This window comes from Nonomuraea sediminis, from assembly GCF_018531495.1.
In the GTDB taxonomy this organism is placed as follows: Bacteria; Actinomycetota; Actinomycetes; order Streptosporangiales; family Streptosporangiaceae; genus Nonomuraea; species Nonomuraea sediminis.
This window is the reverse complement of record NZ_JAHDTI010000004.1, coordinates 705,635-731,982: the sequence shown is the minus strand read 5'-3', so window position 1 is coordinate 731,982 and position 26,348 is coordinate 705,635. Positions and strand designations below refer to the sequence as shown.

Annotated in this window: 19 protein-coding genes; 5 read left to right on the top strand and 14 right to left on the bottom strand. The window is 69.6% G+C overall.

The genetic code is table 11. From position 1 onward, the window contains the following. Positions 1–700: 700 nt before the first annotated feature. From KIK09_RS23250 to glgX, 8 genes are all read right to left on the bottom strand, one after another. Entirely contained in the window at positions 701–2,452 is a 1,752-nt protein-coding gene (locus KIK09_RS23250) for a hypothetical protein (RefSeq protein WP_214321377.1), read from the bottom strand. Positions 2,453–3,203: 751 nt separating this feature from the next. Then, complete coding sequence (locus KIK09_RS23245; protein WP_214321376.1) at positions 3,204–4,913, bottom strand: ABC transporter family substrate-binding protein; 1,710 nt, start codon at positions 4,911–4,913, stop codon at positions 3,204–3,206. Continuing rightward, on the bottom strand, positions 4,910–6,979 hold the full coding sequence (locus KIK09_RS23240; RefSeq protein ID WP_214321375.1) for an ABC transporter ATP-binding protein: 2,070 nt from the start codon (positions 6,977–6,979) through the stop codon (positions 4,910–4,912). The genes KIK09_RS23245 and KIK09_RS23240 overlap by 4 nt, the downstream gene beginning before the upstream one ends. Next, positions 6,976–7,815 (bottom strand): ABC transporter permease, encoded by an 840-nt coding sequence (locus KIK09_RS23235; protein WP_214321374.1) that lies wholly within the window; start codon positions 7,813–7,815, stop codon positions 6,976–6,978. Before KIK09_RS23235 ends, KIK09_RS23240 begins: the two co-directional genes overlap by 4 nt. After that, the gene (locus KIK09_RS23230; protein WP_214321373.1) at positions 7,816–8,793 is read right to left on the bottom strand and encodes an ABC transporter permease; all 978 of its coding nucleotides are present in this window, start codon (positions 8,791–8,793) and stop codon (positions 7,816–7,818) included. A gap of 163 nt (positions 8,794–8,956) precedes the next feature. Further along, positions 8,957–10,669 (bottom strand): malto-oligosyltrehalose trehalohydrolase, encoded by a 1,713-nt coding sequence (gene treZ / locus KIK09_RS23225; protein ID WP_214321372.1) that lies wholly within the window; start codon positions 10,667–10,669, stop codon positions 8,957–8,959. Next, positions 10,659–12,779, bottom strand: coding sequence for a malto-oligosyltrehalose synthase (gene treY / locus KIK09_RS23220; protein ID WP_214321371.1), 2,121 nt, complete (start codon positions 12,777–12,779; stop codon positions 10,659–10,661). Before treY ends, treZ begins: the two co-directional genes overlap by 11 nt. Next, complete coding sequence (glgX, locus tag KIK09_RS23215; protein WP_214321370.1) at positions 12,772–14,868, bottom strand: glycogen debranching protein GlgX; 2,097 nt, start codon at positions 14,866–14,868, stop codon at positions 12,772–12,774. Before glgX ends, treY begins: the two co-directional genes overlap by 8 nt. Positions 14,869–15,170: 302 nt before the next feature. Between glgX and KIK09_RS60115 the strand changes: the two genes are divergently transcribed. Both KIK09_RS60115 and KIK09_RS23200 read left to right on the top strand, forming a co-directional pair. Continuing rightward, on the top strand, positions 15,171–15,812 hold the full coding sequence (locus tag KIK09_RS60115; RefSeq protein WP_308164265.1) for a DUF397 domain-containing protein: 642 nt from the start codon (positions 15,171–15,173) through the stop codon (positions 15,810–15,812). 87 nt (positions 15,813–15,899) lie between these two features. Continuing rightward, positions 15,900–16,472: a hypothetical protein gene (locus tag KIK09_RS23200; protein ID WP_308164245.1), complete on the top strand. Its 573-nt coding sequence runs from the start codon at positions 15,900–15,902 to the stop codon at positions 16,470–16,472. Positions 16,473–16,790: 318 nt separating this feature from the next. On the opposite strand, the gene KIK09_RS23195 is transcribed toward KIK09_RS23200, so the two are convergent. Further along, positions 16,791–17,702, bottom strand: a complete 912-nt coding sequence (locus KIK09_RS23195) for a threonine ammonia-lyase (RefSeq protein ID WP_214321367.1) — start codon at positions 17,700–17,702, stop codon at positions 16,791–16,793. Positions 17,703–17,725: 23 nt separating this feature from the next. On the opposite strand from KIK09_RS23195, the gene pip reads away from it, so the two are divergent. After that, positions 17,726–18,697: a prolyl aminopeptidase gene (gene pip, locus KIK09_RS23190; RefSeq protein ID WP_214321366.1), complete on the top strand. Its 972-nt coding sequence runs from the start codon at positions 17,726–17,728 to the stop codon at positions 18,695–18,697. On the opposite strand, the gene KIK09_RS23185 is transcribed toward pip, so the two are convergent. Next, positions 18,660–19,196, bottom strand: a complete 537-nt coding sequence (locus KIK09_RS23185) for a phosphatase PAP2 family protein (protein WP_214321365.1) — start codon at positions 19,194–19,196, stop codon at positions 18,660–18,662. The genes pip and KIK09_RS23185 overlap by 38 nt on opposite strands. Positions 19,197–19,239: 43 nt before the next feature. Next, positions 19,240–19,551 carry a hypothetical protein gene (locus tag KIK09_RS23180; protein ID WP_214321364.1) on the bottom strand — a complete coding sequence of 104 codons (312 nt, stop codon included), beginning with the start codon at positions 19,549–19,551 and terminating at the stop codon, positions 19,240–19,242. A 73-nt stretch (positions 19,552–19,624) separates the two neighbouring features. On the opposite strand from KIK09_RS23180, the gene KIK09_RS23175 reads away from it, so the two are divergent. Then, on the top strand, positions 19,625–20,419 hold the full coding sequence (locus KIK09_RS23175; protein WP_308164244.1) for a universal stress protein: 795 nt from the start codon (positions 19,625–19,627) through the stop codon (positions 20,417–20,419). Here KIK09_RS23175 and KIK09_RS23170 read toward each other — a convergent pair. The 3 genes from KIK09_RS23170 to KIK09_RS23160 form a co-directional block, all read right to left on the bottom strand. Next, the gene (locus KIK09_RS23170) at positions 20,391–21,236 is read right to left on the bottom strand and encodes an LLM class F420-dependent oxidoreductase (protein ID WP_214321363.1); all 846 of its coding nucleotides are present in this window, start codon (positions 21,234–21,236) and stop codon (positions 20,391–20,393) included. The two genes, KIK09_RS23175 and KIK09_RS23170, sit on opposite strands and share 29 nt — an antisense overlap. Before the next feature lie 519 nt (positions 21,237–21,755). Continuing rightward, positions 21,756–23,075, bottom strand: a complete 1,320-nt coding sequence (locus tag KIK09_RS23165) for an MGH1-like glycoside hydrolase domain-containing protein (RefSeq protein WP_214321362.1) — start codon at positions 23,073–23,075, stop codon at positions 21,756–21,758. Next, positions 23,072–23,857 (bottom strand): sugar phosphate isomerase/epimerase family protein, encoded by a 786-nt coding sequence (locus KIK09_RS23160; protein WP_214321361.1) that lies wholly within the window; start codon positions 23,855–23,857, stop codon positions 23,072–23,074. The genes KIK09_RS23165 and KIK09_RS23160 overlap by 4 nt, the downstream gene beginning before the upstream one ends. 1,178 nt (positions 23,858–25,035) lie before the next feature. On the opposite strand from KIK09_RS23160, the gene KIK09_RS23155 reads away from it, so the two are divergent. Beyond that, positions 25,036–26,172 (top strand): ROK family transcriptional regulator, encoded by a 1,137-nt coding sequence (locus tag KIK09_RS23155; protein ID WP_214321360.1) that lies wholly within the window; start codon positions 25,036–25,038, stop codon positions 26,170–26,172. The last annotated feature ends 176 nt before the right edge of the window (positions 26,173–26,348 follow it).

The following is a 26,348-nucleotide window of genomic DNA, read 5'->3' as shown; positions in this document are numbered from 1 at the left end:
CGAGCATCACCAATGTTCCGGGATACATCCGGATTCGGGATACATCCGGAAATGCCGCGTGGAGTTCGCGGGTTAACGGTGAGGGCCCGCGAATACGCGGTGATCGCACCAGCGATTGCCCCCACGATCGCGCCACCGCTCGGCGCGCCTAGTTCAAACGTCGCAAACCAAGCGGTGGGCGGATAGGCCCAAGAGGCCCACGACTAGGCCGACGCAACAACCGGACAGGCCAGCGACGACGGCACCGACCGCTCCGAAGCGCCCGACCGTCTCTGGCCAATCCGAGGTTCTCCCGCTGGTCACAGCAATATCGTCTTCCGGTCACCGACTGGCGACAAGATCCAATCGCTCATGCCGGGATTGACGAAGTTCAGCCGTGACCACCACCGACGACAACGTCATGGCCAGCAACATCGTCTCCTGTCCGCCCGGCAGAAGCCGCAGACCTGCAGCAACCGCCCCGGCGGGATCTCCCCGTCGGCCGGAGATCGGACGGGCCCCTCGTCACCACACAACGAGCGGCTGGTCCGCTCTACGCCCGGCGATGGTCGCCGTACAAGGTGGGGCTTGCCCACTCGAAGTGCAGAGGTCGTCGCGGCATGAGAGAGGCTCATCCACTCGAAGTCCAGCGATGGTCATCGGGATGGGAACGGGCTCGGCTGTTCGACTTGGGGGCTACGGCGACCGGAGCCCTGCGTGGTTACGCTACGAGGGCGGGAGTTGGGCTCTGGGTGGCGCAGAGCCAGTCGTTGAGTGACCCGGCGAAGTCGGAGGGCGGTCCGACCTTCAGACAGGTGACCTGGCCTGAGCCGGAAGCGGGTCCCACCTTGAGATGCGTGATCGGCTCCGGCCGTGGTGGTGGAGCCACCTTGAGGTGAGTACTGCGCCTGGCCTCCGGTGTCGCAGCTTCAGAGGTCCGGGCAGGGACGGTGGACGCCATCGGGCCAGGGTGCCGGGCAGGATCGACAGCGGGGTGAGGATCGGAATCGGCCTCGGGATCCAGGCCCTGGCCGGTGGGTTGAGTCGTCGATGTGGAGGGACGGCCAGCCGGAAGCGTGGAGCTCACCGCGCCGGGGCGCATGTCGGGGATAGGCGTGGCGGTGGGGGACTCTGTGGACCTGGCAGACAGGTACAAGGCGGCGGCTACCTCGCGGTCGGCGGAGGACGAGAGCATGGCCGACGCGCACGAGGTGGCGGATATGGGCGAGGCAGCGGGCGCCTCGGGATCCAGGCCCTGGCCGGTGGGTTGAGTCGTCGATGTGGTGGGACGGCCAGCCGGAAGGGTGGAGCGTACCGAGCCGGGCCGCATGTCGGGGATGGGCGTGGCGGTGGGGAACTCTGTCGACCTGGTAGGCCGGTACAAGGCGGCAGGATCCTCGGGGGCTGAGGAGGTAGTGAGCGCGGCGGGCGCGCACGAGGTGGCGAAGTAGGGCGAGGCGGCCGGCGTCGCGGGGTTGGCCGAGATTGAGGGTGTGGTCGACGCGGACGGGCTGATGACCGTGGGCGAGGCGGCGGGCACATCGAGGTCGGCGGAGGTTGAGAGCGTCGACGGGGTGGCGACCGTGGGTGAGGTGGCGGGTGCCTCGGGGCTGGCGGTGGTTGAGAGCGTGGCCGGCGCGGACGGGCTGATGGCTATGGGTGTGGAGGGTGAGGGTGTGGATGGGCTGAGGTGGGACGGGGTGGGGGGTTGGGGGGCGTAGGGGGTTAGGTGGACGTTGAAGGGTGGGCCGCCGGGGAAGAAGGCCTGGTCTATGCGGAGATGGTCGTTGATGGTGCGTTCTGTGGCGGTGGGGTGGGTGGTGAGGAAGGTGAGGTGGTCTGCGAGGAGGCGGGTGGCGACTGTGCGGAGGAGGTTCATCGCGCACAGGTTGTGGGCGCAGGCGGCGCCGTCGAGGGTGATCTCCGGGAGGGCGAAGCGACTCAGGCCGCGGGAGGTCACGCGGAGGCACGCGCAGGAACCCGTGCCCGCGGGATCCCAGGGCGGGCAGGTGGCGTCGTCGTGGATCTGGACGTCCCAGCCGAGCCAGTCGTCGGCCAGGCGGAAGTCGGCGGGCTCGCCCACGCAGCGGTCGCAGCTCAGGACCGGCGTGCCCGCGATGGGGTCGATCACCAGGCCGGAGTATTCCTTGGCCAGGGCTCTGGCGGTGGCGCGGGCCACCTGGAGGTTGTGGGGCAACTCCTGCGGGGGGCACGTGGTCGTGACGAGCAGGTGATGTCGGGTACGGCGGAGCAGGCGGCGATCCTCCTCGCCCAGCGTGATGCCGATGGGTTTCCACTGCGAGCGCTGGCGGGTCACGCGTAGGGCGGGTGTGCCGTAGGCCTCGAGGGCGGCTCTGCGGTACGGCGCGGCGACGCGCCAGGGGGCGATGGTCTCCAGGGCGGCGGGGGTGCGTTCGACGGCTACGACGAATGTCGAGGTCAGCTGGGTGGGTAGGGGCAGGGTGATCGTCATGTGGGCCTCCGGGTGGGTGGGGTGAGGCCCCAGGATCGGCAAACTTCGGGTGCTCGGGTGGAGCAGAGCGCGGTTCTGTGGATAACGCCGTGATCGCGTCCTACAGCTGTGGATACGGCCGGCCGTACAGGACCTGCCAGAGCGCGAGCCACCACCCGAGAGAGGCGGGAGCGAGGCGCCACGCGGGGAGTGCGGGACGCGGGCACGGAGTACGTGAAGCCCGTGGGCCGGACGGTGGCGGGGCCGTGGGGGACGCTGGAAGGGCTGTGGCACGGGCAGGGCTGCGGTTGGCGGGCAGGCGGCGGGGGCCCGGGCTGTGGCGGGAGATAGGAATACGACTGGAGCCCGGGGGCGAGGCCGTGGGAGGGGCTGCAGGAGCCGGGTTGTGGCCAGAGGCGAGGCGGTGGCGGGGAGCCAGGCTGTGACGGTAGGCGGGGCCATGGCAGAGGGGGCGAAGGTGCGCAGAGGGCGGGACTGCGCTGGGCGGCGGGCTGCGGTGGAGGGCGGGTCGTAGCAGGGGGCTGTGGCAGAGGCAGGGCTGCGGTGGCGGTCTGGCGGTGGCAGGGGCCCAGGCTGTGGCGGTAGGCGGGGCTACGGCCAGGGGTAAAGGCGTGCAGAGGGCGGAGGCTGTGGCGGGGGCGGGCTGTGGCAGGGGCGGGTCGTGGCGGGGGCTGTGGCGAGTGGGGGAAGGGGTGAAAAAGGGGAAGGCCCCGGCCGGGAGGGGTCGGGGCCTGCCTTGGGAGTGGAGGGGTTAGCCGGTGAAGCCGACCGACGTCCAGTCCTTGCTCTTGAAGCCGAAGGCGCCATAGTTGGCCAGGGTCTTCTTGGCGGCGTAGATCTCGGGGCGCTGGTACAGCATGATCGTGTGCACCTCTTCCCAGATCATCTTGTCCGCCTCGTTGGCGAGCTGGACGGCCTTGGCCGCGTCGAGCTCGGTCTTGGCCGCGTCCATCTTGGCGTCGAGGTCGGCGCTGCCGACGCGGGCGAAGTTCTGGCCCGGGTCCTCGACGCCCGCCTTGATGCTCTTGTAGATGTTCGACGAGGAGGAGATCGGGTACGGCGTGCCCAGCCAGGTGAACGGCGCGAGCTCGAAGTTACCCGGGGTGATGTACTTGGGGAACTGGTCGTCGTCGGAGACCGTCTGGACGTCGACCTTGACGCCGACCTCCTTCAGCATCGCCTGGGCGAGCTCGCACTCCTGCTTGGACAGCGCGTAGTTCGGGACGATGCAGCGCAGCGTGAGGACCTTGCCGTCCTTCTTGCGGTACTCCCCGTCCATCTTCCAGCCGGCCTCGTCGAGCTGCTGCTTGGCCTTGTCGGGGTGGTACTGCGCGTAAGGCTCGGTGTTGTCCTGGTAGCCCTTCTGCGTGTTGACGTAGAAGTGGTTGCCGAGCGTCTGCACCGGCCAGTCCATGTCCTTCAGGTCGGACTGGGCGATGACGTCGCGGTTGATGCTCATGGACACGGCCTGGCGGACCTTGACGTCCTGGAGCATCGGGCTGCTGGCGTTGACGGTGAAGTGGCGCTGGAACGGCGCGGCGGCCTTGCGGACGTCGGCGCCGGGGATCTCCTTGGCCCGCTTGAGGTCGGCGGAGTTCGAGGGGATCTCGACGGCGTCGAGCTCGCCGTTGGCGAAGGCGTTGGTGGTCGCCGAGGAGTCCACGACCCGGAAGATGATCTTGTCGAGCTTGGGCTTCTGGCCCCACCACTTGTCGTTCGGGACCAGAGTGAGGGTCTTGGCCGTCTGGTCGACCTTGTCCACCTTGAACGGACCGGCGGTGACGGGGAACCCGTCGGCCCAGCCCTTGTTGAAGACAGCCGGGTCACCGGTGGTCGAGGCCGGGTACAGCGGCGCGAACAGACCGGTGTAGTCGGGGTAGTTCACGGAGTAGGTGACGATGACGTCCTTCTCCGTGGCACCCTGCTTGACGTCGGCGATCTTGTCGTAACCCTCGGACGAGGAGACCTTGAACTTCTTGTCGGTCCCCTTGAGGGCCTTCCACTGGGAGATGAAGTCCTGGGCGCTGATCGGCTTGCCGTCCGACCACACCGCCTTCTCGTTGATCTTGTAGGTGACGACCTGCTTGCCCGAGGAGTTGTCCATCTTCTCTTCGGAGATGAAGTTCGGGTCGTTGGTCACCGTGCCCTTGTCGTCCACGAGCATGGTCGTGGGCATGAGCGGCTCGATGACGGCGTTGACGTCCGCGTGCGTGCCGTCGAGCTCGTGGTAGTTCCACTGGTTGTGCCACGCCGTCAGCGCCAGCTGGATCGTTCCGCCCTGCTTGACCTGGTCGTAGGCGACCGCGTTGATCGTCGCGCCGGGCAGATCGGCCGCCTGCTTCTGTGCCTCCTGCGAGGACTGGGCGTTCGGCTTGTTCTTGTCCGCGCTGCCGCCGCCGCATGCCGAAACGGCCATGGCGAGGATCGCGGCGCCAACCGCGACCCGGTAACGAACCTTCACACTTCCTCCTGATCGTTCGAGGCCGGAATGACCTCGATCTCCTCCGCGTAGTGGCAGGCGGCCCCGTGATCGGCGGCGTTCGCAAGCCGGGTAACGGCAGGTTCCTGGGTGACGCACTGCTGCTGCTGGCCCTCCGTCAGGCGGGCGAACTTCGGGCAGCGGGTGCGGAAGCGGCAACCCGAGGGCGGGTCGGCCGGGCTGGGCAGGTCGCCTTCGAGGAGGATGCGCTTGCGTGAGCGCTCCACCTCGGGGTCGGGCAGCGGGATCGCCGACAGCAGCGCCTGCGTGTAGGGGTGGGCGGGCCGGTCGTAGACGTCCTCCACCGAGCCGATCTCCGCGATGCGCCCCAGGTACATGACGGCGACGCGGTCGGCCAGGTGGCGGACGACGGCCAGGTCGTGCGCCACGAACAGGTACGACAGCCCGAGCGTGGTCTTCAGCTCCTCCAGCAGGTTGATCACGCCCGCCTGGATGGAGACGTCGAGCGCGGAGACCGGCTCGTCGAGCACCAGCACCTTCGGCTCCAGCGCGAGCGCCCTGGCGATGCCGATGCGCTGGCGCTGGCCGCCGGAGAACTGCTGCGGGTAGCGCTCGGCGTGCTCGGGCGACAGCCCGACCAGCTCGAGCAGCTCGGACACGCGCCTGGCGATGTCCTTCCTGCCGTGGGCGCGCAGCGGCTCGGCGACGATGTCGCCGACCGGCATGCGGGGGTCGAGCGCGGCCATCGGGTCCTGGAAGACGATCTGCAGGTCCCTGCGCAGCGCCTTGCGCGAGGCCCGGTCCAGCGCGGAGCTGTCCTTGCCGAGCACCACGATCCGGCCGCTCTGCGGCGCCTCCAGCTGCATGATCTGCTGCAGCGTGGTGGTCTTGCCGCAGCCGGACTCGCCCACCAGCGCCAGCGTCTCGCCCTCGGCGATGTCGAAGCTGATGCCGTCGACCGCGTGCACGGTGCCCACGCGGCGCTTGAACACCGCGCCCTTCATCAGCGGGAAGTGCTTGACCAGGTCGTTGAGCTCGAGCACGGTCTCGCGATGCTCGCGCGGCACGCGCACGATCTCGCTGGCCGGGATCACCGGCACGGGGAAGACGTCGGCGCCGGTCAGGCCCTTGTGCTCGATCTCGCGCGAGCGGATGCAGGCCACGTGCCTGCCACCGCTGATCTCGACGAGCTCGGGCTCCTCCTCCTGGCAGGCGTCCACCCGCATCGGGCAGCGCGGCGCGAACGGGCAGCCGGGCGGAAGTGCCGACGGCGAGGGCGGGTTGCCCTCGATCGGCACCAGCGGCCCCTCCTCGCCGTCGATCCGCGGGATCGACGCGAGCAGTCCCATCGTGTACGGCATGCGGGGCCGGTAGTAGATGTCGTCCACCGTGCCCTGCTCGACCGGCTTGCCGGCGTACATCACCAGCACGCGGTCGGCCATGCCGGCCACGACGCCCAGGTCGTGAGTGATCATCACGATGCCCGCGCCCGTCTCCTCCTGGGCGGTCTTGAGCACCTCGAGGACCTGCGCCTGGATGGTGACGTCGAGCGCGGTGGTGGGCTCGTCGCAGATGATCACGTCGGGGTCGTTGGCGATGGCCATGGCGATCATCGCCCGCTGCCGCATGCCGCCGGAGAACTCGTGCGGGAACGACTTGGCGCGCACGCCCGGGTGCGGGATCCCGACCAGGTCGAGCAGTTCGACGGCCTTCTTGGCGGCCTTGTCCCTGCCCATCTTCTGGTGGATGCGCACGGCCTCGGCGATCTGGTCCCCGATCGTGTAGACGGGGGTGAAGGCCGACAGCGGGTCCTGGAAGATCATGCTGACGGTCTTGCCGCGCAGCCGGATGATCTCGTCCTCCGGCATGCCGAGCAGTTCCTGCCCGTGCAGCTTGGCCGAGCCGCTGACCACGGCGCTGGTCGGCAGCAGGCCCATCACGGCCAGCGAGGTCACCGACTTGCCCGAGCCGGACTCGCCGACGATGCCGAGCACCTCGCCGCGGGACAGCTGGTAGCTGACGCCGCGCACGGCCTCGATCCCGCCCTTGAAGGTGACGGTGAGGTCCCGAACGTCAAGGATGGTCATGAGTTGCTCCCCGGGTCGAGCGCGTCACGCAGGCCGTCGCCAAAGAGGTTGACGCTGAGTACCAGCAGCACGAGCAGCCCCGCGGGGAAGAGGAACAGCCAGGGGTATCCGGTGACCTTGTCGCTGCCGTCGGCGATCAGTGTGCCGAGCGAGACGTCGGGTGGCTGGACACCGAATCCGAAGTAGGACAGTCCCGTCTCGCCGAGGACCGCGGCGCTGACGTTGAGCGTCGCGTCGATGATGAGCAGCGAGGCCAGGTTCGGCACGACGTGCCGCAGGATGATCCGCCAGCCGGGGATGCCCATGTACCGGGCGGCCTGGATGTACTCCCGGTCGCGCAGCGAGATCGTCAGGCTGCGCACGACCCGGTCGGTGATCATCCAGGAGAAGGCCGCGAGCAGCACCACGAACCAGAGCCAGGATCCGCCCTTCAGCCGGGGCGAGATGATCGCGATGATCAGGAAGCTGGGCAGCACGAGCAGCAGGTCGACGCCGAAGGTGAGCACCCGGTCGACCCAGCCGCCGAAGTATCCGGCGGTGGCGCCCACGATCGCGGCCATGCCGGTCGAGATCAGCGCGACGAGCAGGCCGATGATGATCGACTTCTGCATGCCGTGCAGGGTGACGGCGTAGACGTCCTGGCCGATCTGGGTGGTGCCCCACCAGTGGTCGCCGGACGGCGGCGACAGGAAGTTGAGGAAGTCCTTGTCGCCCCAGTCGTAGGGGCCGAACAGCGGGCCCACGTAGGCCAGCAGCAGCAGGAGCAGCACGCCCGCCAGCCCGAACTGCGCCTGCCTGTTACGCAGCAGGCGACCGATGACTACCTTGCGACGCAACTAGCTCACCCGAACCCTGGGGTCGAGGGCCGCGATGATCACATCGGAGAGCAGCCCGGCGAAGAGGATGCAGACGGCGGCGAAGACGTTGACCGCGGCCACCGAATTGACGTCGTGCGCGTTGATCGAGTCGACCAGCCAGGCGCCCATGCCGTGCCAGTTGAAGATCTTCTCGGTGAACGTGGCCCCGGTCAGCAGCGTGCCGAAGGCGAAGGCGAAGTAGGTGGCCGCGGGGATGAGCGCGGTGCGCAGCGCGTGCTTGAACAGCGCGGTCCTGCGCCGCAGGCCCTTGGCCATCGCGGTGCGGACGAAGTCCTGGCCGAGCACGTCGAGCATCATGTTGCGCTGGATGCGGCTGTAGAAGGCGATCTGCCCCAGGCACAGCGCGATCGTCGGCAGGATCAGGTGGTTCAGCCGGTTGGTGAACTGCGCCCAGCCGGACAGCGCCGGGTTGTACTCACCCAGGTACTCGAAGACCTTGGTCCCGGCCGCGTCGTTGATGTTGACCGCGATGATCGTCAGCATCGTTCCGATGACGAAGACCGGCACGGCCATGATCACGAATGAGCTGACGCCGATGGCCTTGTCGCTGATCTTGTACTGCCGCACCGCGGCGAAGGCGCCGACCGCGACGCCGATCGCCGAGCCCAGGATCGTTCCCACCAGCAGCAGGCGCAGGCTCACTCCCACGCGCCGGCCCATCTCGGCGTTGACGGAACCGCCGTCCCAGGTCCTGCCGAAGTCGCCGTGCACCACGCCGGACACCCAGGTGGCGTAGCGCTGCAGGATCGGCGTCTTGTCGTTGATGTTGTACTGGGTCAGCGTCGCCTCGACGACGGCCGCAGGAGGGCGCGGGTTGCGCTGCTCGTAGTTGGCTCGCGGATTGATGCTCGACGCGGCGAGGAGATAGGCCAGACTGGCCGCGATCACCACAAGAAGCAGGTTGACCGCGAACCTGCGCAGCAGGTACTTGCCCATCGCCCTCCGTTCGCACCAAACGGGGGTCATGGTTAAGGAAAGGCGCCCCCGCCTCAGGAAAACGCCGTCTCGCGAAGTGGGAAAGTCACTTGACGCGTTCATGACGGACGGGCAGCAGAATAACCGTGCAAACGTCACGGTGGGCAACTGTTGACTATAACGGTCAGATCACCGGGCGGTAGATCGCCATGCTCTGACCGGGCAGGTGCAGGCCGTCCTGACCTGCGGATACAGGATCATCGGAGGCAAGTAGGACAACACCGTCAGGTAGTGGCAATGTCACAGAATCAGGACAAAAATTTACAGTCACGCAAAGTGAGCTGCGCCACATGACCAGCCATTTTCCGAGGGGCTCCGTCTCCACTCGAATCGTGTCAAGGCGAGGGTCAGATAGTTCTGGCAGAGCCTTGCGCAGCGCGATCAGATCGCGGTACCAGCACAGCAGCGACCAGTGCTCCTCGTCCTTCAGCTCGCTCCAGTCGAGCTTGGACCGCAGGAACGTCTCCTCGTCCGACGGATCGGGCGCGTCCCAGTCGTAGCCGAACCCCTCGAACTCGCGCTGCCTGCGGGCCGCCTCGCCCTCGCGCAGCGCCGGCTCGACGTGGTCGGAGAAGAACAGGAACGGGGTGCGCGCCCCCCACTCCTCACCCATGAACAGCATCGGAGTGAAGGGCGAAGTCAACAGCAGCCCGGCGCCGAGCTTGAGCGCGGTCATCGTCAGCCGGTCGCCGCGCGGCCGGTTGCCGATCTGGTCGTGGTTCTGCAGGCAGCACACCAGCCGGTGCCCAGGAACCCCGGTGTACGGCCGGCCGTGCGCGCGCCCGCGGAAGCTGGAGTGCGACCCGTCGTGGAAGACCCCGTCCGTGAGCACCTTGGCCAGCGCCGAGAGGTCGGCGAAGTCGGCGTAGTACCCGTGGCTCTCCCCCGAGACCGCCGTGTGCAGGGCGTGGTGCACGTCGTCGTCCCACTGGGCGGTCATGCCCATCCCGCCGGCGTCCAGCGAGCCGACCATGCGGGGATCGTTCAGGTCCGACTCCGCGATCAGCGACAGCGGCCGCCCGACCGAGCAGGCCAGCGCGTCCACCTCCGCCGACAGCTCGGCCAGCAGGTGCCTGGCGCGACTGTCGTGCAGGGCGTGCACCGCGTCCAGGCGCAGCCCGTCGGCGTGGTAGTCGCGCAGCCACTGCAGCGCGTTGTCGATGAAGTAGCGCCTGACCTGGTCGGAGCCGGGACCGTCCAGGTTGACCGCCTCGCCCCAGTAGCTGCCCGCGAACCCGCCGAAGTACGGCCCGAACGGGTGCAGGAAGTTGCCCGACGGCCCCAGGTGGTTGTAGACGACGTCCAGGATCACGCCGATCCCCGCCTGGTGGCAGGCGTCCACGAACGACTTCAGCCCATCGGGCCCACCGTAGGTCTCGTTGACGGCGTAGAGGTCGACGCCGTCGTAGCCCCAGTTGCGCCCGCCGGGGACGGGGGCGACCGGCATCAGCTCGACCAGGTCGACGCCCAGCTCGACCAGGTGGTCCAGCTTCTCGACGGCCGCCTCGAAGGTGCCCGCCGTGGTGAAGGTTCCCACGTGCAGCTCGTAGATCACCGAGCCGCGCAGGTCACGTCCCGTCCACTCGTGGTCGGACCAGGTGAAGCGGGCGTGGTCGTAGGCGGCGCTCGGGCCGAAGACGCCCTCGGGCTGCCGCCGCGAACGCGGGTCGGGGTAGGGCCCGTCGCCGTCGAGCACGAACCCGTACCGGTCGCCGTGCCCGGCCGCCGGCACGTCGGCCGACCACCAGCCCTCCAGCCCCGGACGCATGGGGTGACGCGTCCCCTGGACCTCGACCTCGACCACACTGGCTCGCGGCGCCCAGACCTCAAAGATCATGACTCTCCAGGAGTGCGACGGAATGCTGACCGAGCAGGTGCGCGAGCGGGATCCGCCCGGTGTAGAGCCCTCCGGTGAGCAGATCCCGCCACGCGCCACGGGGCAACGTCAACGCGGTGGCGCCCCAGCCGTGCCGCAGGCGCGCCGGGTCGGGCCACTCGGCCCCCGGGTCGGCACGCCTGGCCAGGCCCACGGGCAGCCGGGTCGCCACGGCCACCGCGCGCACGCGCTCCCCGGAGCGGGCGAAGGCGATCGCGTGCTCGGCCGCCTCCCCCTCGGCGTACAGCGGCTGGTACGGCGCGGCCGCGTCCAACCGGCGCCGCAGGCGCAACGCCTGCGTGGTGACGCGCAGCTTGGCCGCGTCCCACCCGGTCACGGGCACGGGCGGGTAGCCGACGGGCCGCCGGTTGTCCGGGTCGACCAGGGAGAAGTCGGTCACCTCGTTGCCCTGGTAGACGTCGGGCACGCCGGGCATCATCAGCTGCACCAGCTTGGCGCCCAGCGAGTTGACCTGGGCGAAGGGGTCGATCCTGGCCGTGAACTCCCCCACGGGCAGCTCGAGGGCCCGCCGCGCGAAGTCGCGGACGCCCTCCTCGTAGGCGGGGTCCGGATTGACCCAGGAGATGTGGGTCTTGGCCTCGCGGGCGGCCTTGAGCAGGTAGGCGGTGAAGCGGTCGAGCGAGATCGGCCAGGCCGCCATCAGGTTCTGCCAGCCGAGGTAGTCCAGCAGCGGGTCGAAGCCGACGGCCCGCGACCAGTCCGTCACCGCGGCCGCCCACGGCGCGGGCAGCTCCGACAGCACCGACAGCCGGGCGCGGACGTCCTCCGAGCGCTTGGTGTCGTGCGTGGACAGCGTGGTCATCGTCCTGGGCCGCATCCCGCCGCAGAAGTCGTGGAACTCACGCACGGTCACGCCGAACGCGTCGGGCTCGCCGCCCACCTCGTTCAGGCAGGCCAGCGGGTACCAGCGGTAGAGCGCGGTGTCCTCCACGCCCTTGGCCATGACGGGTCCCGTCGTCTGCTGGAAGCGGGTGACCGCCTCGGCAGGGCCGTACAGGACCTGCTGGACGAGCGGGGCGACGGCGGGAGAGCAGCGGGCGGCGGCCTTCTCGACGATCTCGACGGAGGCGGCCGGCGGGGGCTCGCCGGGGTTGACGTAGGCGCGGTAGACGGGCATGGCCGCCAGCAGTTCCCTGATCGGCTCGGCCTCGCAGCCGGTGGCCCTGGCCAGGCGGTCGACCTCGGCGGCGAAGAACAGGTCGATGACCTCGCGCTTGGCGCGCGCCTCGACCTCGGAGTAGCCGGCGGGCTGCCCGGTCAGGCCGGTGAACAGCTCGACCAGCGGCGCCCTGCCCGCGGGGTCGACGAACAGGCCGTTGACGCGGTTGAGCACCTCGTAGCCGGTGGTGCCCTCGCACGGCCAGTCGTCCTGGAGGCGCTCGTCGCCGATGAGGATCTTCTCCACGACCGTCCACACGCCGCCCGACCTGGCCCGCAGCGTGCGCAGGTAGCCGCGCGGATCGGCCAGCCCGTCGGGGTGGTCCACCCGCAGGCCGTCGACCATGCCCTCGTCGAGCAGCCAGAAGATCACCTCGTGCGTGGCCTGGAGCACCTCGGGGTCCTCGACCCGCAGCCCGATCAGCGAGGACACGTCGAAGAAGCGCCGGTAGCCGGGCCCCTCGCGGAAGTCGACCGGCCTGGCGTGCTCGCCCGGCGGGCGGATGCCGGGGACCGCGATCTTCCCCTCCTGCCAGTCCAGGTCGAACCACTTCGCGTACGGCGAGGCCGGGCCGTCCCGCAGCACCTCGAGGAAGCGCGGGTTCTCGGTGTTCATGTGGTTGGGCACGAGGTCCAGGACGAGGCCGAGATCGTGCGCCGCCAGGGTCTCGGCCAGCCGGCGGAAGCCCTTCGCGCCGCCGAACTCCTCGCGGATCCTGGACTGATCCGTAACGTCGTAGCCGTGCAGCGAGCCGGGCGTCGACTGCAGGATCGGCGACAGGTAGACGTGGCTGACGCCCAGATCGCGCAGGTAGGGGACGATCTCGGCGAGCCGGTCGAAGCCGAAGGCGGGGGTCAGCTGGACGCGATACGTCGAGGTCGGGTCAGACACGGCGCAGCACCCGCACGCTGCGGCCCGGCACCGGGACTCCTTCGCCGGCCCGGCAGGTGCGGACCTCCACGCTGATCGGCATGGCTGTGTCGATCTCGGTCTGCCACATCTCGCCGTAGTCCTTGGGGATCGTGAACCTGATCGTGTCGTAGTGCGCGTTGAACAGCAACAGGAACGAGTCGTCCACGATCCTGCGGCCGCGCCGGTCGGGTTCGGTGATGGCCTCGCCGTTCAGGAAGACGGCGAGCGACTTGGCGTAGCCGGTGTTCCAGTCGGCGTCGGTCATCGTGGAGCCCTCCGGTTTGAGCCAGGCGACGTCGCTGAGCCCGCGCACCGGCTTGCCGTAGAAGAAGCGCCTGCGGCGGAAGACCGGGTGCTTCTTGCGCAGTTCGGCCAGGCGCTGGGTGAACTCGAGCAGCAGCCAGTTCTCCCGCACGTCCGACCAGTCGACCCAGCTCAGCTCGTTGTCCTGGCAATAGGCGTTGTTGTTGCCCTGCTGCGTGCGCCCGAGCTCGTCGCCGTGGGAGAGCATCGGCACGCCCTGCGACAGGAACAGCGTGGTCAGGAAGTTGCGCTTCTGCTGCTCGCGCAGCGCGACCACGGACGCGCCGGCGTCCTGGCCCTCGGCGCCGCAGTTCCACGAGCGGTTGTCGTCGGTGCCGTCGCGGTTGTCCTCCTTGTTGGCCTCGTTGTGCTTGCCGTTGTAGGAGACCAGGTCCTGCAGAGTGAACCCGTCGTGGCAGGTGACGAAGTTGATCGAGGCGGCCGGGCGGCGGCTGTCGTCCTGGTAGAGGTCGCTGGAGCCGGTGAACCTGGAGCCGAACTCGGGCAGCGTGGCGGGCTGGCCGCGCCACAGGTCGCGGATGGTGTCGCGGTAGCGCCCGTTCCACTCGGTCCACCTGGAGGGGAAGTTGCCCACCTGGTATCCGCCAGGCCCCACGTCCCACGGCTCGGCGATGAGCTTGACCTGCGACAGCACCGGATCCTGCTGGACCAGGTCGAAGAACGAGCTCAGCCGGTCCACCTCGTGCAGTTCCCTGGCCAGCGTCGAGGCCAGGTCGAAGCGGAACCCGTCGACGTGCATGTCCGTCACCCAGTACCGCAGCGAATCCATGATCAGCTGCAGGGAGTGCGGTGAGCGCATGTTCAGGCTGTTGCCGGTGCCCGTCGTGTCGAGGTAGTACCGGGGGTCGTTGTCGACCAGCCGGTAGTAGTTCGGGTTGTCGATGCCGCGGAAGCCGAGCGTGGGCCCCAGGTGGTTGCCCTCGGCCGTGTGGTTGTAGACGACGTCCAGGATGACCTCGATGCCCGCCTCGTGTAGCGCCCTGACCATCGCCTTGAACTCCAGCACCTGGCCGCCGAGCTGGCCCTGGCTGGAGTACAGGCTGTGCGGGGCGAAGTAGCCGATCGAGTTGTAGCCCCAGTAGTTGCTGAGCCCGCGCTGCTCCAGGATGTCGTCGGCGACGAACTGGTGCACCGGCATCAGCTCGAGCGCCGTCACGCCCAGCCTGGTCAGGTGGTCGAGGATCTCCGGGTGGCCGAGTGCCGCGTACGTGCCCCTGATCTGGTCGGGGATCTTGGGGTGGGCGATGGTCAGCCCCCGCACGTGCGCCTCGTAGATCACCGTGTCGTGGTACGGCGTGGCCGGCGGGCGATCGTGGCCCCACCCGAAGAACGGGTTCGTCACGATCGACCTCGGGACGTAGGGCGCCGAGTCCAGGTCGTTGCGGCTGTCGGGCTGGCCGAACCGGTAGCCGTAGACCGCCTCGTTCCAGGTGATCCTGCCCTCGATGGCCTTGGCGTACGGGTCGAGCAGCAGCTTGGCCGGGTTGCACCGCAGCCCCCTGCCCGGGTCGTAGGGCCCGTGCACCCGGAAGCCGTAGCGCTGGCCCGGGCCGACGCCGGGCAGGTAGCCGTGCCAGATGAAGCCGTCGACCTCGCTCAGCGGCACCTGTGACTCGGTGCCGCCGTCGTCGAACAGGCACAGCTCGACCCCGTCGGCCAGTTCGGTGTACAGGGCGAAGTTGGTGCCCGCCCCGTCGTAGGTGGCCCCGAGCGGATAGGGGTCGCCCGGCCAGATCTCGATCATCGAGGCTCCCTTGCGGTCTCCCCCATGTTCCGCGCTGCCCTCCACAAAGGCAAGATCATCAAACTCCACCGAAGCCCCCTCATCCCTCACCCCTCCAACGGTTCCCCCAGAACCCTCTCCAGACGCCTCGCCGGGCCCCACGACATCGGCTCTCCCCGGCGCCGGGTCGGCGGGAAGGTGTACGGCGCAGGTCGGCGCCATGTACGGCGGGCGGCCGGTCGGGGCGGCCCGCCGTACAGGATCACGAGGACGTGAAGCGGGCCGCCTCTGTCGGCGCGGAATCCGCGGCGGCCCACCGATCCATGGCATGCCGCGCGCGGATGACGTCGAGCAGGACCCAGTGCGGGCTCCCGGCCCGCGGCCGGACGACGACGTCGGCGGCCCAGCACGCGGTGGCGATGACCGCGCGCCCGCGCTCGAGGTCGGCGGGCGTGATCCCGGCGCGGCACCACACCCACACCCGCTCACCGAACGGCGCCGGCGCGCACCAGAGGATCGGCGGGATCTTGCCGCGCCGGTTGGCGATGTACGCCTCGACGAAGCCGACCCGGATCCTGTGCGCCGTCACGACGCAGCGGATCCTCCCCCACACCTCTGATCGGGCGGGCGGCCAGAGGACCGCGGCGACGGGGATCACGCCCGCCGTCAGGGTCAAGGGCCCGAACGCGTACACGGCCAGCGGGATCCCGATGAGCAGCGCCAGCTCGTACCGCCAGCGCCACAGCACGACCAGCGGGTTCGGCGACGCGACGTCCCCCCGGACTCCCGAAGAGCCGAACTGGCGGCGATCGAGCAGGTGCAACAACGGAAACTGCGTCGAGGTGGCCGCGCTGCCCGACAGGGTCCTCGTCAGGAACAGCGCAGACGGCACCACTCTGTCGTTCAGCAAGGAGGCTTGGGTGAGCTTCCTCGACGACCTCAGGCGCGGCCGCTTCGACGAGTAACGAGCCGACTCGCGGGCGGAGCCCGGACTGGGCGGGTGTTCGCGGGCGGTCCGCGAAGTTCGGCGGCGCTTCCACCAGAATGGACGGGTGAGCGCTGAGTTGATGGTCTGGCGGGAACCCGAGCCGATCCCCCGCGATCGGGCCCGGGCCGTCTATCTGGCGACCAAGAAGACCCGGCCCGCCGAGGGGCCCGTGCCCGCGTACGCCAAGGAACTGCCCGGGCAGGTCACGGTGTTGCAGGACCACGTGCTGGTCACGATGGACATGGACTCCATGGACGAGATGTCCACCCAGGTCTTCGCCGTCGCCCGCGCCCACGGACTGGTCTGCTACGACCCGCAGCGCGACCTCGTGCACAACCTCGCCCCGCTCGGGGTGTACGAGGGCATGCAGCTCCACACCGGCGACGGCATGATCGTCACGGACCCTGACCTGGGGCTGGTCCACGACACGCTCGCCACGCTCTCGCCGCAGAACCCCTTCGCCGCGCTCGTCGTCTTCGGGCTCCACTTCATCCAGGTGTCGCCGGGGTACGAGCTGGAGTACAAGGAGGGCACCTTGCGCAGCACCATGGTCGACGACCTGGCCGAGGTGCAGCGCGCCTTCCACGAGTACGCCACCGGCTCGCAGGAGTTCCTGTCCCGCTTCACCTGGACGTGACTTCTGTCGTACGGCGAGGCTGCCGCCACCGCCAGTCGCCGCACTTCGGCTGGGCTCCGTCCAGGGAGACGCTCCTCCGGTGATGCGTGGCTGAGCGCCGCTACGACGCTTCGTTCCCCGGGCACCACGGTCCCGGCGGCCTCGCCGTACACCTTCCCGCCGACCCGGCGCCGGGAAGTAGCGCCCCGGGGGTAGGCGATCCCGGGGTGTGCCCGCCGTACAAAGACGGTCCGCCGGGGCGCGGCCTCGGGGCCTGCCGTACAAGGGTTGACTCGGGGCCTGCCGTACAAGGGTTACTCGGGGCCTGCCGGGCGAGGGTTAGAGGATGGAGCGGAGGAGGGTGGGGTCGGCGTTGCCGCCGGACAGGACGGCGACCGTGCGGCCGGGTGGGGTGAGGCCCGCCAGGAGGGCGGCCGTGGTGACGGCGCCGCTGGGCTCGGCGATCAGGCGGGTGGTGCGGGCGATGTAGGCCATGGCGTCGCGGATCTGCTCCTCCGTGACCGTGACGATGTCGTCCAGGTGCTCCCGCAGGTGGGCGAAGGTGAGCTCGGAGAGGTCGGCCCGCAGCCCGTCGGCGATCGTGCGGAAGGTGCGCGAGGTGTCCCAGGAGACGGGGTGCCCGGCGCGCAGGCTCTCCTGGGCGTCGGCCGCGAGCTCGGGCTCCACGCCGATCACCCGCACCGAGGGATCGAGGGCCTTGACGGCCGAGGCGATGCCGGAGGCGAGCCCGCCCCCGCTGACCGGCACGAGGACGACTTCGGCGGACGGCAGCTCGTCGAGGATCTCCAGCCCGATCGTCCCCTGACCGGCGATGACCGCCAGGTGGTCGTAGGGCGGGATCATGGTGAGCTCGCGTTCCTCGGCGATCCGGGTGGCGGCCGAGATCCGCTCGGGCGGCGGGACGACGACGAGCGCCGCGCCGAAGCCGGCGATCCGGTCCATCTTGACCTGGGGTGTCCCTTCGGGGACCACCACGGTGCAGGGGATCCCGAACCGCGAGGCCGCGTAGGCGAGGGCCTGACCGTGGTTGCCGGAGGAGTGGGTGACCACCCCGGCGGGATTCAGCAGGGACACGGCGTTGTAGGCGCCGCGGATCTTGAAGGAACCGACGCGCTGCAGGCTCTCCGGCTTGATCCACGCCTCGCCCATGGGCACCAGCGGTGTCCGCACGAGAACGGGTTCGATTCTGGAGGCTGCGGCCCGGATGTCATCGATAGTCACGAGCTCCATGGCCCCACTCTAGGATCGCCGATATGCGAACCCTGTACCCGCCCATCGAACCGTACGACTCCGGCCTGCTCGACGTGGGCGACGGCAACCAGATCTACTGGGAGGTGTGCGGGAACCCTGAGGGCAAGCCGGCGGTCATGCTCCACGGCGGCCCCGGCGGCGGTTGCACCACCAAGCACCGCAGGCAGTGGAACCCGGAGCTGTACCGGATCGTCCTGTTCGACCAGCGCAACTGCGGCCGCAGCCTGCCGCACGCGAGCGACCCGGCGACCTCGCTGGCGGCCAACACCACCTGGAACCTGGTGGCGGACATGGAGAAGCTGCGCGAGCACCTGGGGATCGAGCGGTGGCAGGTGTTCGGCGGCTCGTGGGGCAGCGCGCTGTCACTGGCCTACGCGCAGACGCATCCGGAGCGCACGACCGAGCTGGTGCTGCGCGGCATCTTCACGCTGCGCCCGCACGAGCTGCACTGGTTCTACCAGGAGGGCGCCAACTTCCTGTTCCCCGACCTGTGGGAGGGGTACCTCGCCCCCATCCCCGCCGAGGAGCGGGACGACCTGATGGGGGCCTACCGCAGGCGGCTGGAGGGCGAGGACCAGGAGGCCAGGCTGGCCGCGGCCAAGGCCTGGGCGCAGTGGGAGGGCGGCGCGATCACGCTGCTGCCCGACCCGGAGCTGGTGGCCGAGTTCGGCGAGGACAAGATGGCGCTGGCCTTCTCCCGGATCGAGAACCACTTCTTCACGCACCTGGGCTGGTTCGAGCCCGAGCAGCTCATCGGGAACGTCGACAGGATCAGGCACATCCCCGCGGTGATCGTGCAGGGCCGCTACGACGCGTGCACCCCGATGACGACCGCCTGGGACCTGCACAGGGCCTGGCCGGAGGCCGACTTCCAGGTGGTGCACGACGCCGGGCACGCGGCCACGGAGCCGGGGATCGTGGACCGGCTGGTCACGGCTACGGACGGCTTCGCGCGAGCCGTACCACAGGAGTGACGGCTCCGACCGCGAGCAGCGCGAACAGCGGCGCGGCCACCAGCCCTACGAGGAGGCCGGCGGCCACGTCGTGCGGGTAGTGCACCCCGACGAACACCCGTGAGAAGGCCATCAGTACGGCCAGCGGCAGCCCCACCCAGGCCAGCGCCCGCCAGGCCAGGACGAGCGTGCCCGCGGCGCCGGCGGCGATCACCGAGTGGTTGCTCGGGAACGACCAGTCGCCCGCGGGCGGGCAGGCCGCGATCGTGGTGATGCCGCGGCACGGCCGGTCCTCCCTGACCAGGACCTTGACGACCTCGCTCACCAGGTAGGCGAAGACGACGCCGGCCGGGCCCGCGATCGCGATCGCCAGGTCGCGGGCGGGTGCCTGGCGCAGGCGCCACCACGTCAGCGCGAACAGCGCGGCGAACACGAACAGCCCGGCGTCGGTGCCGAATTCGGCCAGCGAGCGCAACCAGGCGGGGGTGGTCAGGGAGAAGTCGACGATGTCGCGGTACACACGTGTCCAATCGGTTAACAGGCGATGGACACGACCTTAAGAGCTATCCAACCGATCTGAGCACCAGGCGATCCAGGTCGACCCGGCGCTGCCGCAGCTCGCCCTCGGTGATGAGACCGCGGTCGAAGGCCTCGCTGGTGGCGTCCCGCGTGGCGACGTAGTACGCGGCCATGATCTCGCTGCGGAGCGGCGTGAACCCGCGCTCGACGCAGTCGGAGAAGACGGAGACCTTCTGCTCGACCGTTTCCGGTGAGACGGTACATGCGAGCTCGTGAGCCTTGAGGTGCTTCACGGCTTCTGCCAGAGTGACCCGGCCGAGGGAACCATTGAACTCGATGTCAAGCGTGATCTTCACTTAGCGCCTCCAAAAAGCGATAACGCTCGATAATCGCCGCGTATTCCCAGTTCACAGCGGGTAGGGAGGCAGCGTGATCGGTGAGCACGTGGTCGTCGGATACACCGACGACGAGGGTGGTAGGGACGCTCTGGCACTCGGTTCCGCGATCACGCGGATCACCGGCGGCGAGCTGACCGTGGCCACGATCTACCCGCCGGGCAGCCCGGGACTGGCGGTCGAGGCGCAGGCCAACCTGGCGCACGCGGCGATGGAGCTGGGCGACGTCCCTGCCGAGTACATGGCCTTCGAGAGCAGGGGCGCGGGCCGCGGCCTGTCGGTGCTGGCCAGCAGGATCAGGGCGGATCTGATCGTGGTGGGCTCCGCCCGGAGCGGGCAGCACGGGCGGATCTCCATCGGCAGCACCTCCGACCACCTGCTGCACCTGTCGTCGGAGGCGGTCATGCTGGCGCCGCGCGACTACGTCCCGGCCGAGGCGGCATCCCGGCTCACGCTGGCCTACGTCCACCGGCCGCAGTGCGACGAGGCGGTGGAGCGGGTGGCGCAGGCCGCGCTGCGGCTGGGCGTGCCGCTGCGGCTGATCACGCTGGACCTGCGCACGGAGGACACCGGTCGGCTCGGCGACGACCTGGCGCTGGCCGTACGGCTGGCCTGGGAGAGCACCGGGATCGAGGCCGAGTCGGAGATCGCCGAGGGGCACGACGTGGTGGCGGCGGTGGAGGGCATCGAGTGGCTGCCCGGTGAGCTGCTGGTGTGCGCGGCCAGCGAGGACGCGCAGCCGCACCGGGTGTTCCTTGGCGAGCTGGCGATGAAGGTGCTGCGCGCGTCCGCCTGCCCGGTCACGGTGCTGCCTCGGGGATTCTCCTAGCGTGGCGTTCGAGGAAGCGGGCGACGTCGTCCGGGTCCTCCAGTGGCAGCGGGTAGACCACGAGCCGGTCGACGCCGAGCTCGGCGTATTCCCGGGGGTCGATCTCGCCGAACTGCATGTAGCTGATCTCCAGCCGTCCCAGCCAGTCCGGGCGTTCCACCTCCGCGGCGGCCCGTTCGAGCCCCTTCAGGTGCCTGGCCAGGTCGCCGGGGCCGTCGCCGTTGCCGAACCAGCCGTGCCCGCGCGCGACGGCGCGGCGGAAGGCGGCCGGGCTGTGCCCGCCGACCACCACCCGGGGTCCGCCCTTGCTGACCGGCCGCGGGTGCGCGTCGACGTGGTCGAAGGTCACGTACCTGCCGTGGTAGGAGGGTGCGGGGTCGTTCCACAGCGAGCGCATGGCGTCGAGGTACTCGTCGGTGCGCCTGCCGCGCTCGGCGAACGGCACGCCGACCGCCGCCATCTCCGGCTCCAGGTAGCCGGCGCCGACCCCGAGCAGGAGCCTGCCGCCGCTCAGCACGTCCAGGCTGGCGGCCTGCTTGGCCAGCACCAGCGGGTTGCGCTGGGGCAGGATGACGATCCCGGTGCCGAGCTCCATCCGCCGGGTGGCGCCGGCGACGTAGGCCAGGTGCACCAGCGGGTCCAGGATCGGGTCGGTGGCCTCCATCGGCGAGGCGGGGACCCGCGGGCTCGGCAGCACCACGTGGTCGCCGGCCCACCATGACCGGTATCCCAGTTCCTCGGCCAGCCCGGCCAGCCGTACCGTCTGCGCGGGCCCCAGCGTGGCCTTGGCGTTCAACCCTGTCACTCCCAGTTCCATGGGCACAACCCTGGGGGCGGAACGGCTCCGCCGTCCAAGACCTGCCGTTATAGCGATCCGCTATGAGCGTTCTCGATGCCTCCGTAGTCGGGCGGCGGCACCTCCAGCCAGGGCCCCGCGTTCAACGCGACGTCCTCCTCCAGCGCGACCGAGGCCGGCCGGGGGACGTGGTTTGGCCTCGCGCATGCGTGGGATATGCCGGTCGTGCCCCCCACGACTCGCGTCGGCATCATCGGTGCGGGAAACGTCGCCGCTCGTCACGCCGACGTGCTGTCCGCCTTCCCCGATCGTGGACGCGGTCCGGGGCAGGGACACGGCCGACGTGCGCGTGCCGTACGCCGAGGCGCTACGGACGCACCGCCTGGCGCAGGCCGTGGCACAGTCGGCGACGGAAGGGATGGTGGATGGGTGAGACTCTGAGCGTCGAGCGGCCGGGTGCCGCGGGGGCTGGCGCACGCCTGGGACAGGGAGCGGCTCTCGCACGAGACGATCGGCCTGCTCAGGCGGCGCGGCCACGCCCTACGCGAGCACGTGATCACCGATCTCGCCCTGTTCGCCGAGGCTCCCGGCCTCCTGGCGGATCTGGCCTCCGGTCGCCGGCACGCCGTTCAGGCCGTGCTCTGCGATCACGTCGAGGATGAGGGCGGCTGACCAGCTGAAGTCGCCGCACCCGTGCCCGCGCAGCGTGAACGGGTCGAAGTACTCGCGGAAGCCCGACTGCGACACCGCCGCGATCATGCCGTCGGCCAGCAGGTCGGCCAGGTCGGGGCGGCGGTGCCGCAGGCCCTGCCAGACCAGCCAGGTCAGGTTGATCCAGCTCGGCCCGCGCCAGTAGCGGGCCGGGTCGAACTCGGGCGCGCCGGGCGCGTAGCTGGGCAGCGTCCCCTCCCGGATCTCGAAGCGGTCGAGCGCGGAGCCGATCAGCGCGTTGGCCAGGTCGCGCGGCAGGTCCGGCAGCAGCAGGGGCACCAGCCCGGCCGCGCTGTGCGAGCGGAGCAGGATCCCGGTGCGGACGTCGCGGGCGTGGAAGAGGCCGTCGTCGTAGAGGTGCTCGACCATCGCCGCGGTGATCGCGGCGGCCGCCCGGTGGTGCGGCTCGGGGTCCAGCCCGCACGCCTTGGCGATCTTGGCCAGGCTCACCTCCGCCACCCCGTAGGCGGCGTTGAACAGCGGGTCCTCCACGCAGAACGCGCCCGCCCTGCGGTAGCCGGTGTCGCGGTAGGCGCGGGCGAGCGCGGTGTAGCGCTCGTAGTCCAGGTCGGTCGGGCGCTCGTCGGCGCTGACGTGGGCCACGTCGCGGCGGGTGACCCCGGCGGGTCCCGGCTGGACGGAGGCGAGCGGGGCGTCCCAGGCCGGGCTGTTGTCCATGCCCGACTCCCACGGGTGGACGATGTGGACCAGGCCGTGCTCGGAGCCGCGGGCCGTACGCAGGAAGTGCTGCTGGGCGACCAGGCGCGGGTAGATCCTGCGCAGGAACCGGGAGTCGGGCTCGGCCAGGTGGACGCGCCAGGCCGCCAGCGCGTGCACGGGCGGCTGCACGATGCCCGAGGTGGCCGAACCTGACGGGGCACGCACGTCCCAGAACCCGGGCCCGGGGTAGTAGGCGCCGTCCGGCACCTCGGGGTTGAAGGCGATGTGCGGCACCCGGCCGTCACGCCACTGCGAGCCGAACAGGCTCAGCAGCTCCGACCTGGCCCGGCGCGGCGACCAGCGGGCGCTGCCGATCGCCACGAACGCCGAGTCCCAGCTCCACTGGTGGGGATAGAGCCGCCTGGACGGGACGGTGTAGCTGCCGTCCCAGTTGGCGACGAGGACTCGCACGGCCTCACGGACGATCATAGGAATTTCCTGATGAAGGTGGCGGTCTGCGGGAGGACGATCTCGGGTTCGCCGCGCAGGCGGCACTCCAGGGCCAGGTAGCCGTCGTAGCCGACGGCGTCCAGCGTGCTCAGCTGCGCTGCCCAGTCCAGGTGGCCGGTGCCCGGCTGGTTGCGGTTGGACTCGCTGATCTGCATGTGCGCCAGGTACGGCGCGGCCTCCACGAGCGAGCGGCAGGGATCGTCCTCCTCGAGGTTCATATGGTACGTGTCGCCGACCACCTTGATCGAGTCCATCGAGCAGTAGGAGACGGCCTCGGCCAGCGTGTTGACCATGTGGTCCTCGTAGCGGTTGAGCGCCTCCAGCATGATCAGCACGCCGCAGCGCTGGGCGTGCTCCCCCAGCGTGACCAGGGCCTCGGCGAGCACCTCGCGGTCCTCCTGCGGCGAGCGCGGCGGCTCGAACGGCGGCAGGCGGCGCGAGAACTGCCCCCATGAGGCGGGGGTCGTCACCCCGATCCCGCCCAGCTCGCCGATCACCGTCAGCTGCGACCTGAGCTGCTGGATCGCGTCCTTGCGCCTGGCCGGGTCGAAGTCGCCGATGAAGTGCGGCATGTCCACGCAGACGGTCGGCATCACCACACCGTCGGCCAGCGCCCGCTTCAACTCGGTCAGCCGGTTGGCGAACTGGAAGTCGCCCTTCCCGCGCAGCTCGATCGCGTCGAACCCGGCGTCGACGGCGAAGACGAACTTCTCCTGCAGGGACCTGCCCGGAAGCAACTGCTCCTGTACGGCCAGCCTCATCGTTGCACTGCTCCTATGGTCGCGGCCGCTTCCGGCTCCGTTGGCATTGCTTGCTCGCTGTCCGCACCGGAGCTCCTCCGCTCGGCGAATCCGAAGACGAGCTGGAGCACTTCAGCCGGACGGCGATCGATGTTCGGGTCAGGTAGGGATTCGTCCCGCGGGAGGCGGTGAGTTCGGTGCCCGCTGAGACGCCTGAACAGTGCGTGCGCACCCGCACGCGGCCCGTCGCGAGCTCGCGCCTGACACGGACCACTCCGGGTTCTTCGATGGTGATGACGCGCATTCCCCACACTTATGCTTTTTGATCAACCAGAAGTCAAAGATTCAGCGCTTGAAAGCATGCGACAGCCGCCCGCACAACACGCCTAAGTGTAGGACTTACACCCTCGAGGTGGGCCGATGACATTGGGGTTCCTAACCGCATGTCTTCCGGAAAGCGACCTTTCCGACATCGCACATTGAGCCGCCGACTCTTGCAGTGATCGGGCGGCCCTCCACGGACGACCGAAATCACATCAGGGTAGATCAGTTCGACGACGCCGAATGCCACCGCGTCGGGAGAATCTTCACGGATACCGGACTCACGCTTTCCTCGATCGCCTACTGCGCGAACAATCTGCACCCTGAGCAAGGGCCGCAGGTGAACGCGCACGTCAAACGCCGCATAGAGGCCGCCCCACCATACATTTAGGACGTTTCTCATGTTCAGCCGAAAGATACCCAAATACTGGCGGGGGAGATTAATCGCCATGGCTTCCAGGGGTCGGCGATCGGGGAAAAGGGCCGGTATCGCTGTCGCGTGCCCGGGCTCGGGCAGGTGGACCGGCGCGGGGTACTCGACGCGCCGGCCGAAGGAGGATACGACGGGGTCGTATCCATCGAGCACGAAGAGCGTCACGACCCGCCGTTCCGCGTTTCCTCCCCGCCGTAAACGATCGGAGCCTCCGCGCCACTCGCCCGCAGAAGGGGAAGTTCGACCACCGGCCACCCAGTCGCGCCACTGACCTGCGCCGTCGAGAAGCGGGGGAGCTGGACGGTGTCCCTGAGGCTGTCGCGGCCGACCCTCGAGATCCCGACAATCGCCCTCATGGCAGGATCTGTGGTCGTGATCCCTCTTCTTCGCAGGAGAGCGGCTGCTGACGGAGAGGCTAACCGCAGGCGCGGAAAAGGGGTGGGCCATGCAGACGGCAGGACAGATCCTCCAGCTGATCCGCAATGGCACCTGCCGTACCCGCAAGGAGCTCATCGCCTACACCGGCCTGTCCCGCTCGACGATCACCGAGCGGGTCGACCGGCTGATCGAGGCCGGCTACATCCACGAGACCGGCGTGGCGTCCTCAGGGGGCGGGCGGCCGTCCTCGGTGCTGGCGATCGACTCCACCTCCCGGCTCGTGCTCGTGGCCGACCTCGGTGCCACGCACGCCAGGGCCGCGCTCACCGACCTGACCGCCCGGCCGATCGCCGAGGAGTACATCGAGATGCGCATCGAGCTCGGCCCTGAACCGGTGCTCAGCTGGGTGCGGCAGGCCTTCCAGCGCTTACTCGACAAGACGGGCCACTCGCCCGCCGAGGTCTGCGGCATCGGGCTGGACCTGCCCGGCTCGGTGGACCACACCTCAGGCCGGCTGATCAGGTCCTTCCTCATGCCCGGCTGGGACGACCACCCGATCGCCGAGGTCATGCGCAGGTCCTTCGACGTGCCCATCCTGGTCGAGAACGACGCCAAGGCCATGGCGCTGGGCGAATGGTGGTCGTCCTGGCGATCGTGTCCCGCGCTGGTGCTCATCAAGGTCTCCACCGGGATCGGCGCCGGCATCATCGTCGACGGGCAGATCTACCGCGGCGTCGAGCAGGCCGCGGGCAACATCGGCCACGTGCGGCTGCGCGAGGGGGACGACCGGGTCTGCACCTGCGGCTCGCGCGGCTGCGTCGCCTCACTGGCCAGCGGCCAGGCACTGGCCGCCGACCTCGGCGTCGCCACCAGCCGCGACGTCGTCCGCCTCGTCCAGGCCGGCGACCCCGAGGCCATCGCGCTCACCCAGGAGGCGGGACGCACGCTCGGCATCGTCCTGGCCACGGCGGTCAGCCTTCTCAACCCCGGCGTCCTCGTCCTGGCCGGCGACATGGCGGAGACGCGCGAGCACTACCTGACGGGCATCCGCGAGAGCATCTACCGCCGCAGCCTCCCCTACACGACCCGCAACCTCGACATCGTCACCAGCACCCTGGCCGGCAACGCCGCCATCACCGGCACCGCCGTCCTCGTCATGGAACACATCCTCTCCCCCACCACCGTTGACTCGTCTCTCCCTTAAGACTTCTGCCGTACGGCGGCTCTCGGATGCTTCCGTACGGCAGCTTTTGGATGCTTCCGTACGGCAGCTTTTGGATGCTTCCGTACGGCCAGCCGTGGGAACCCGCCGCCCGCCGCACTTCGGCTGAGGACCCGCGCCCGGCGCTTCCGGCGAGTCGACGCCACTCCCCACCGCAA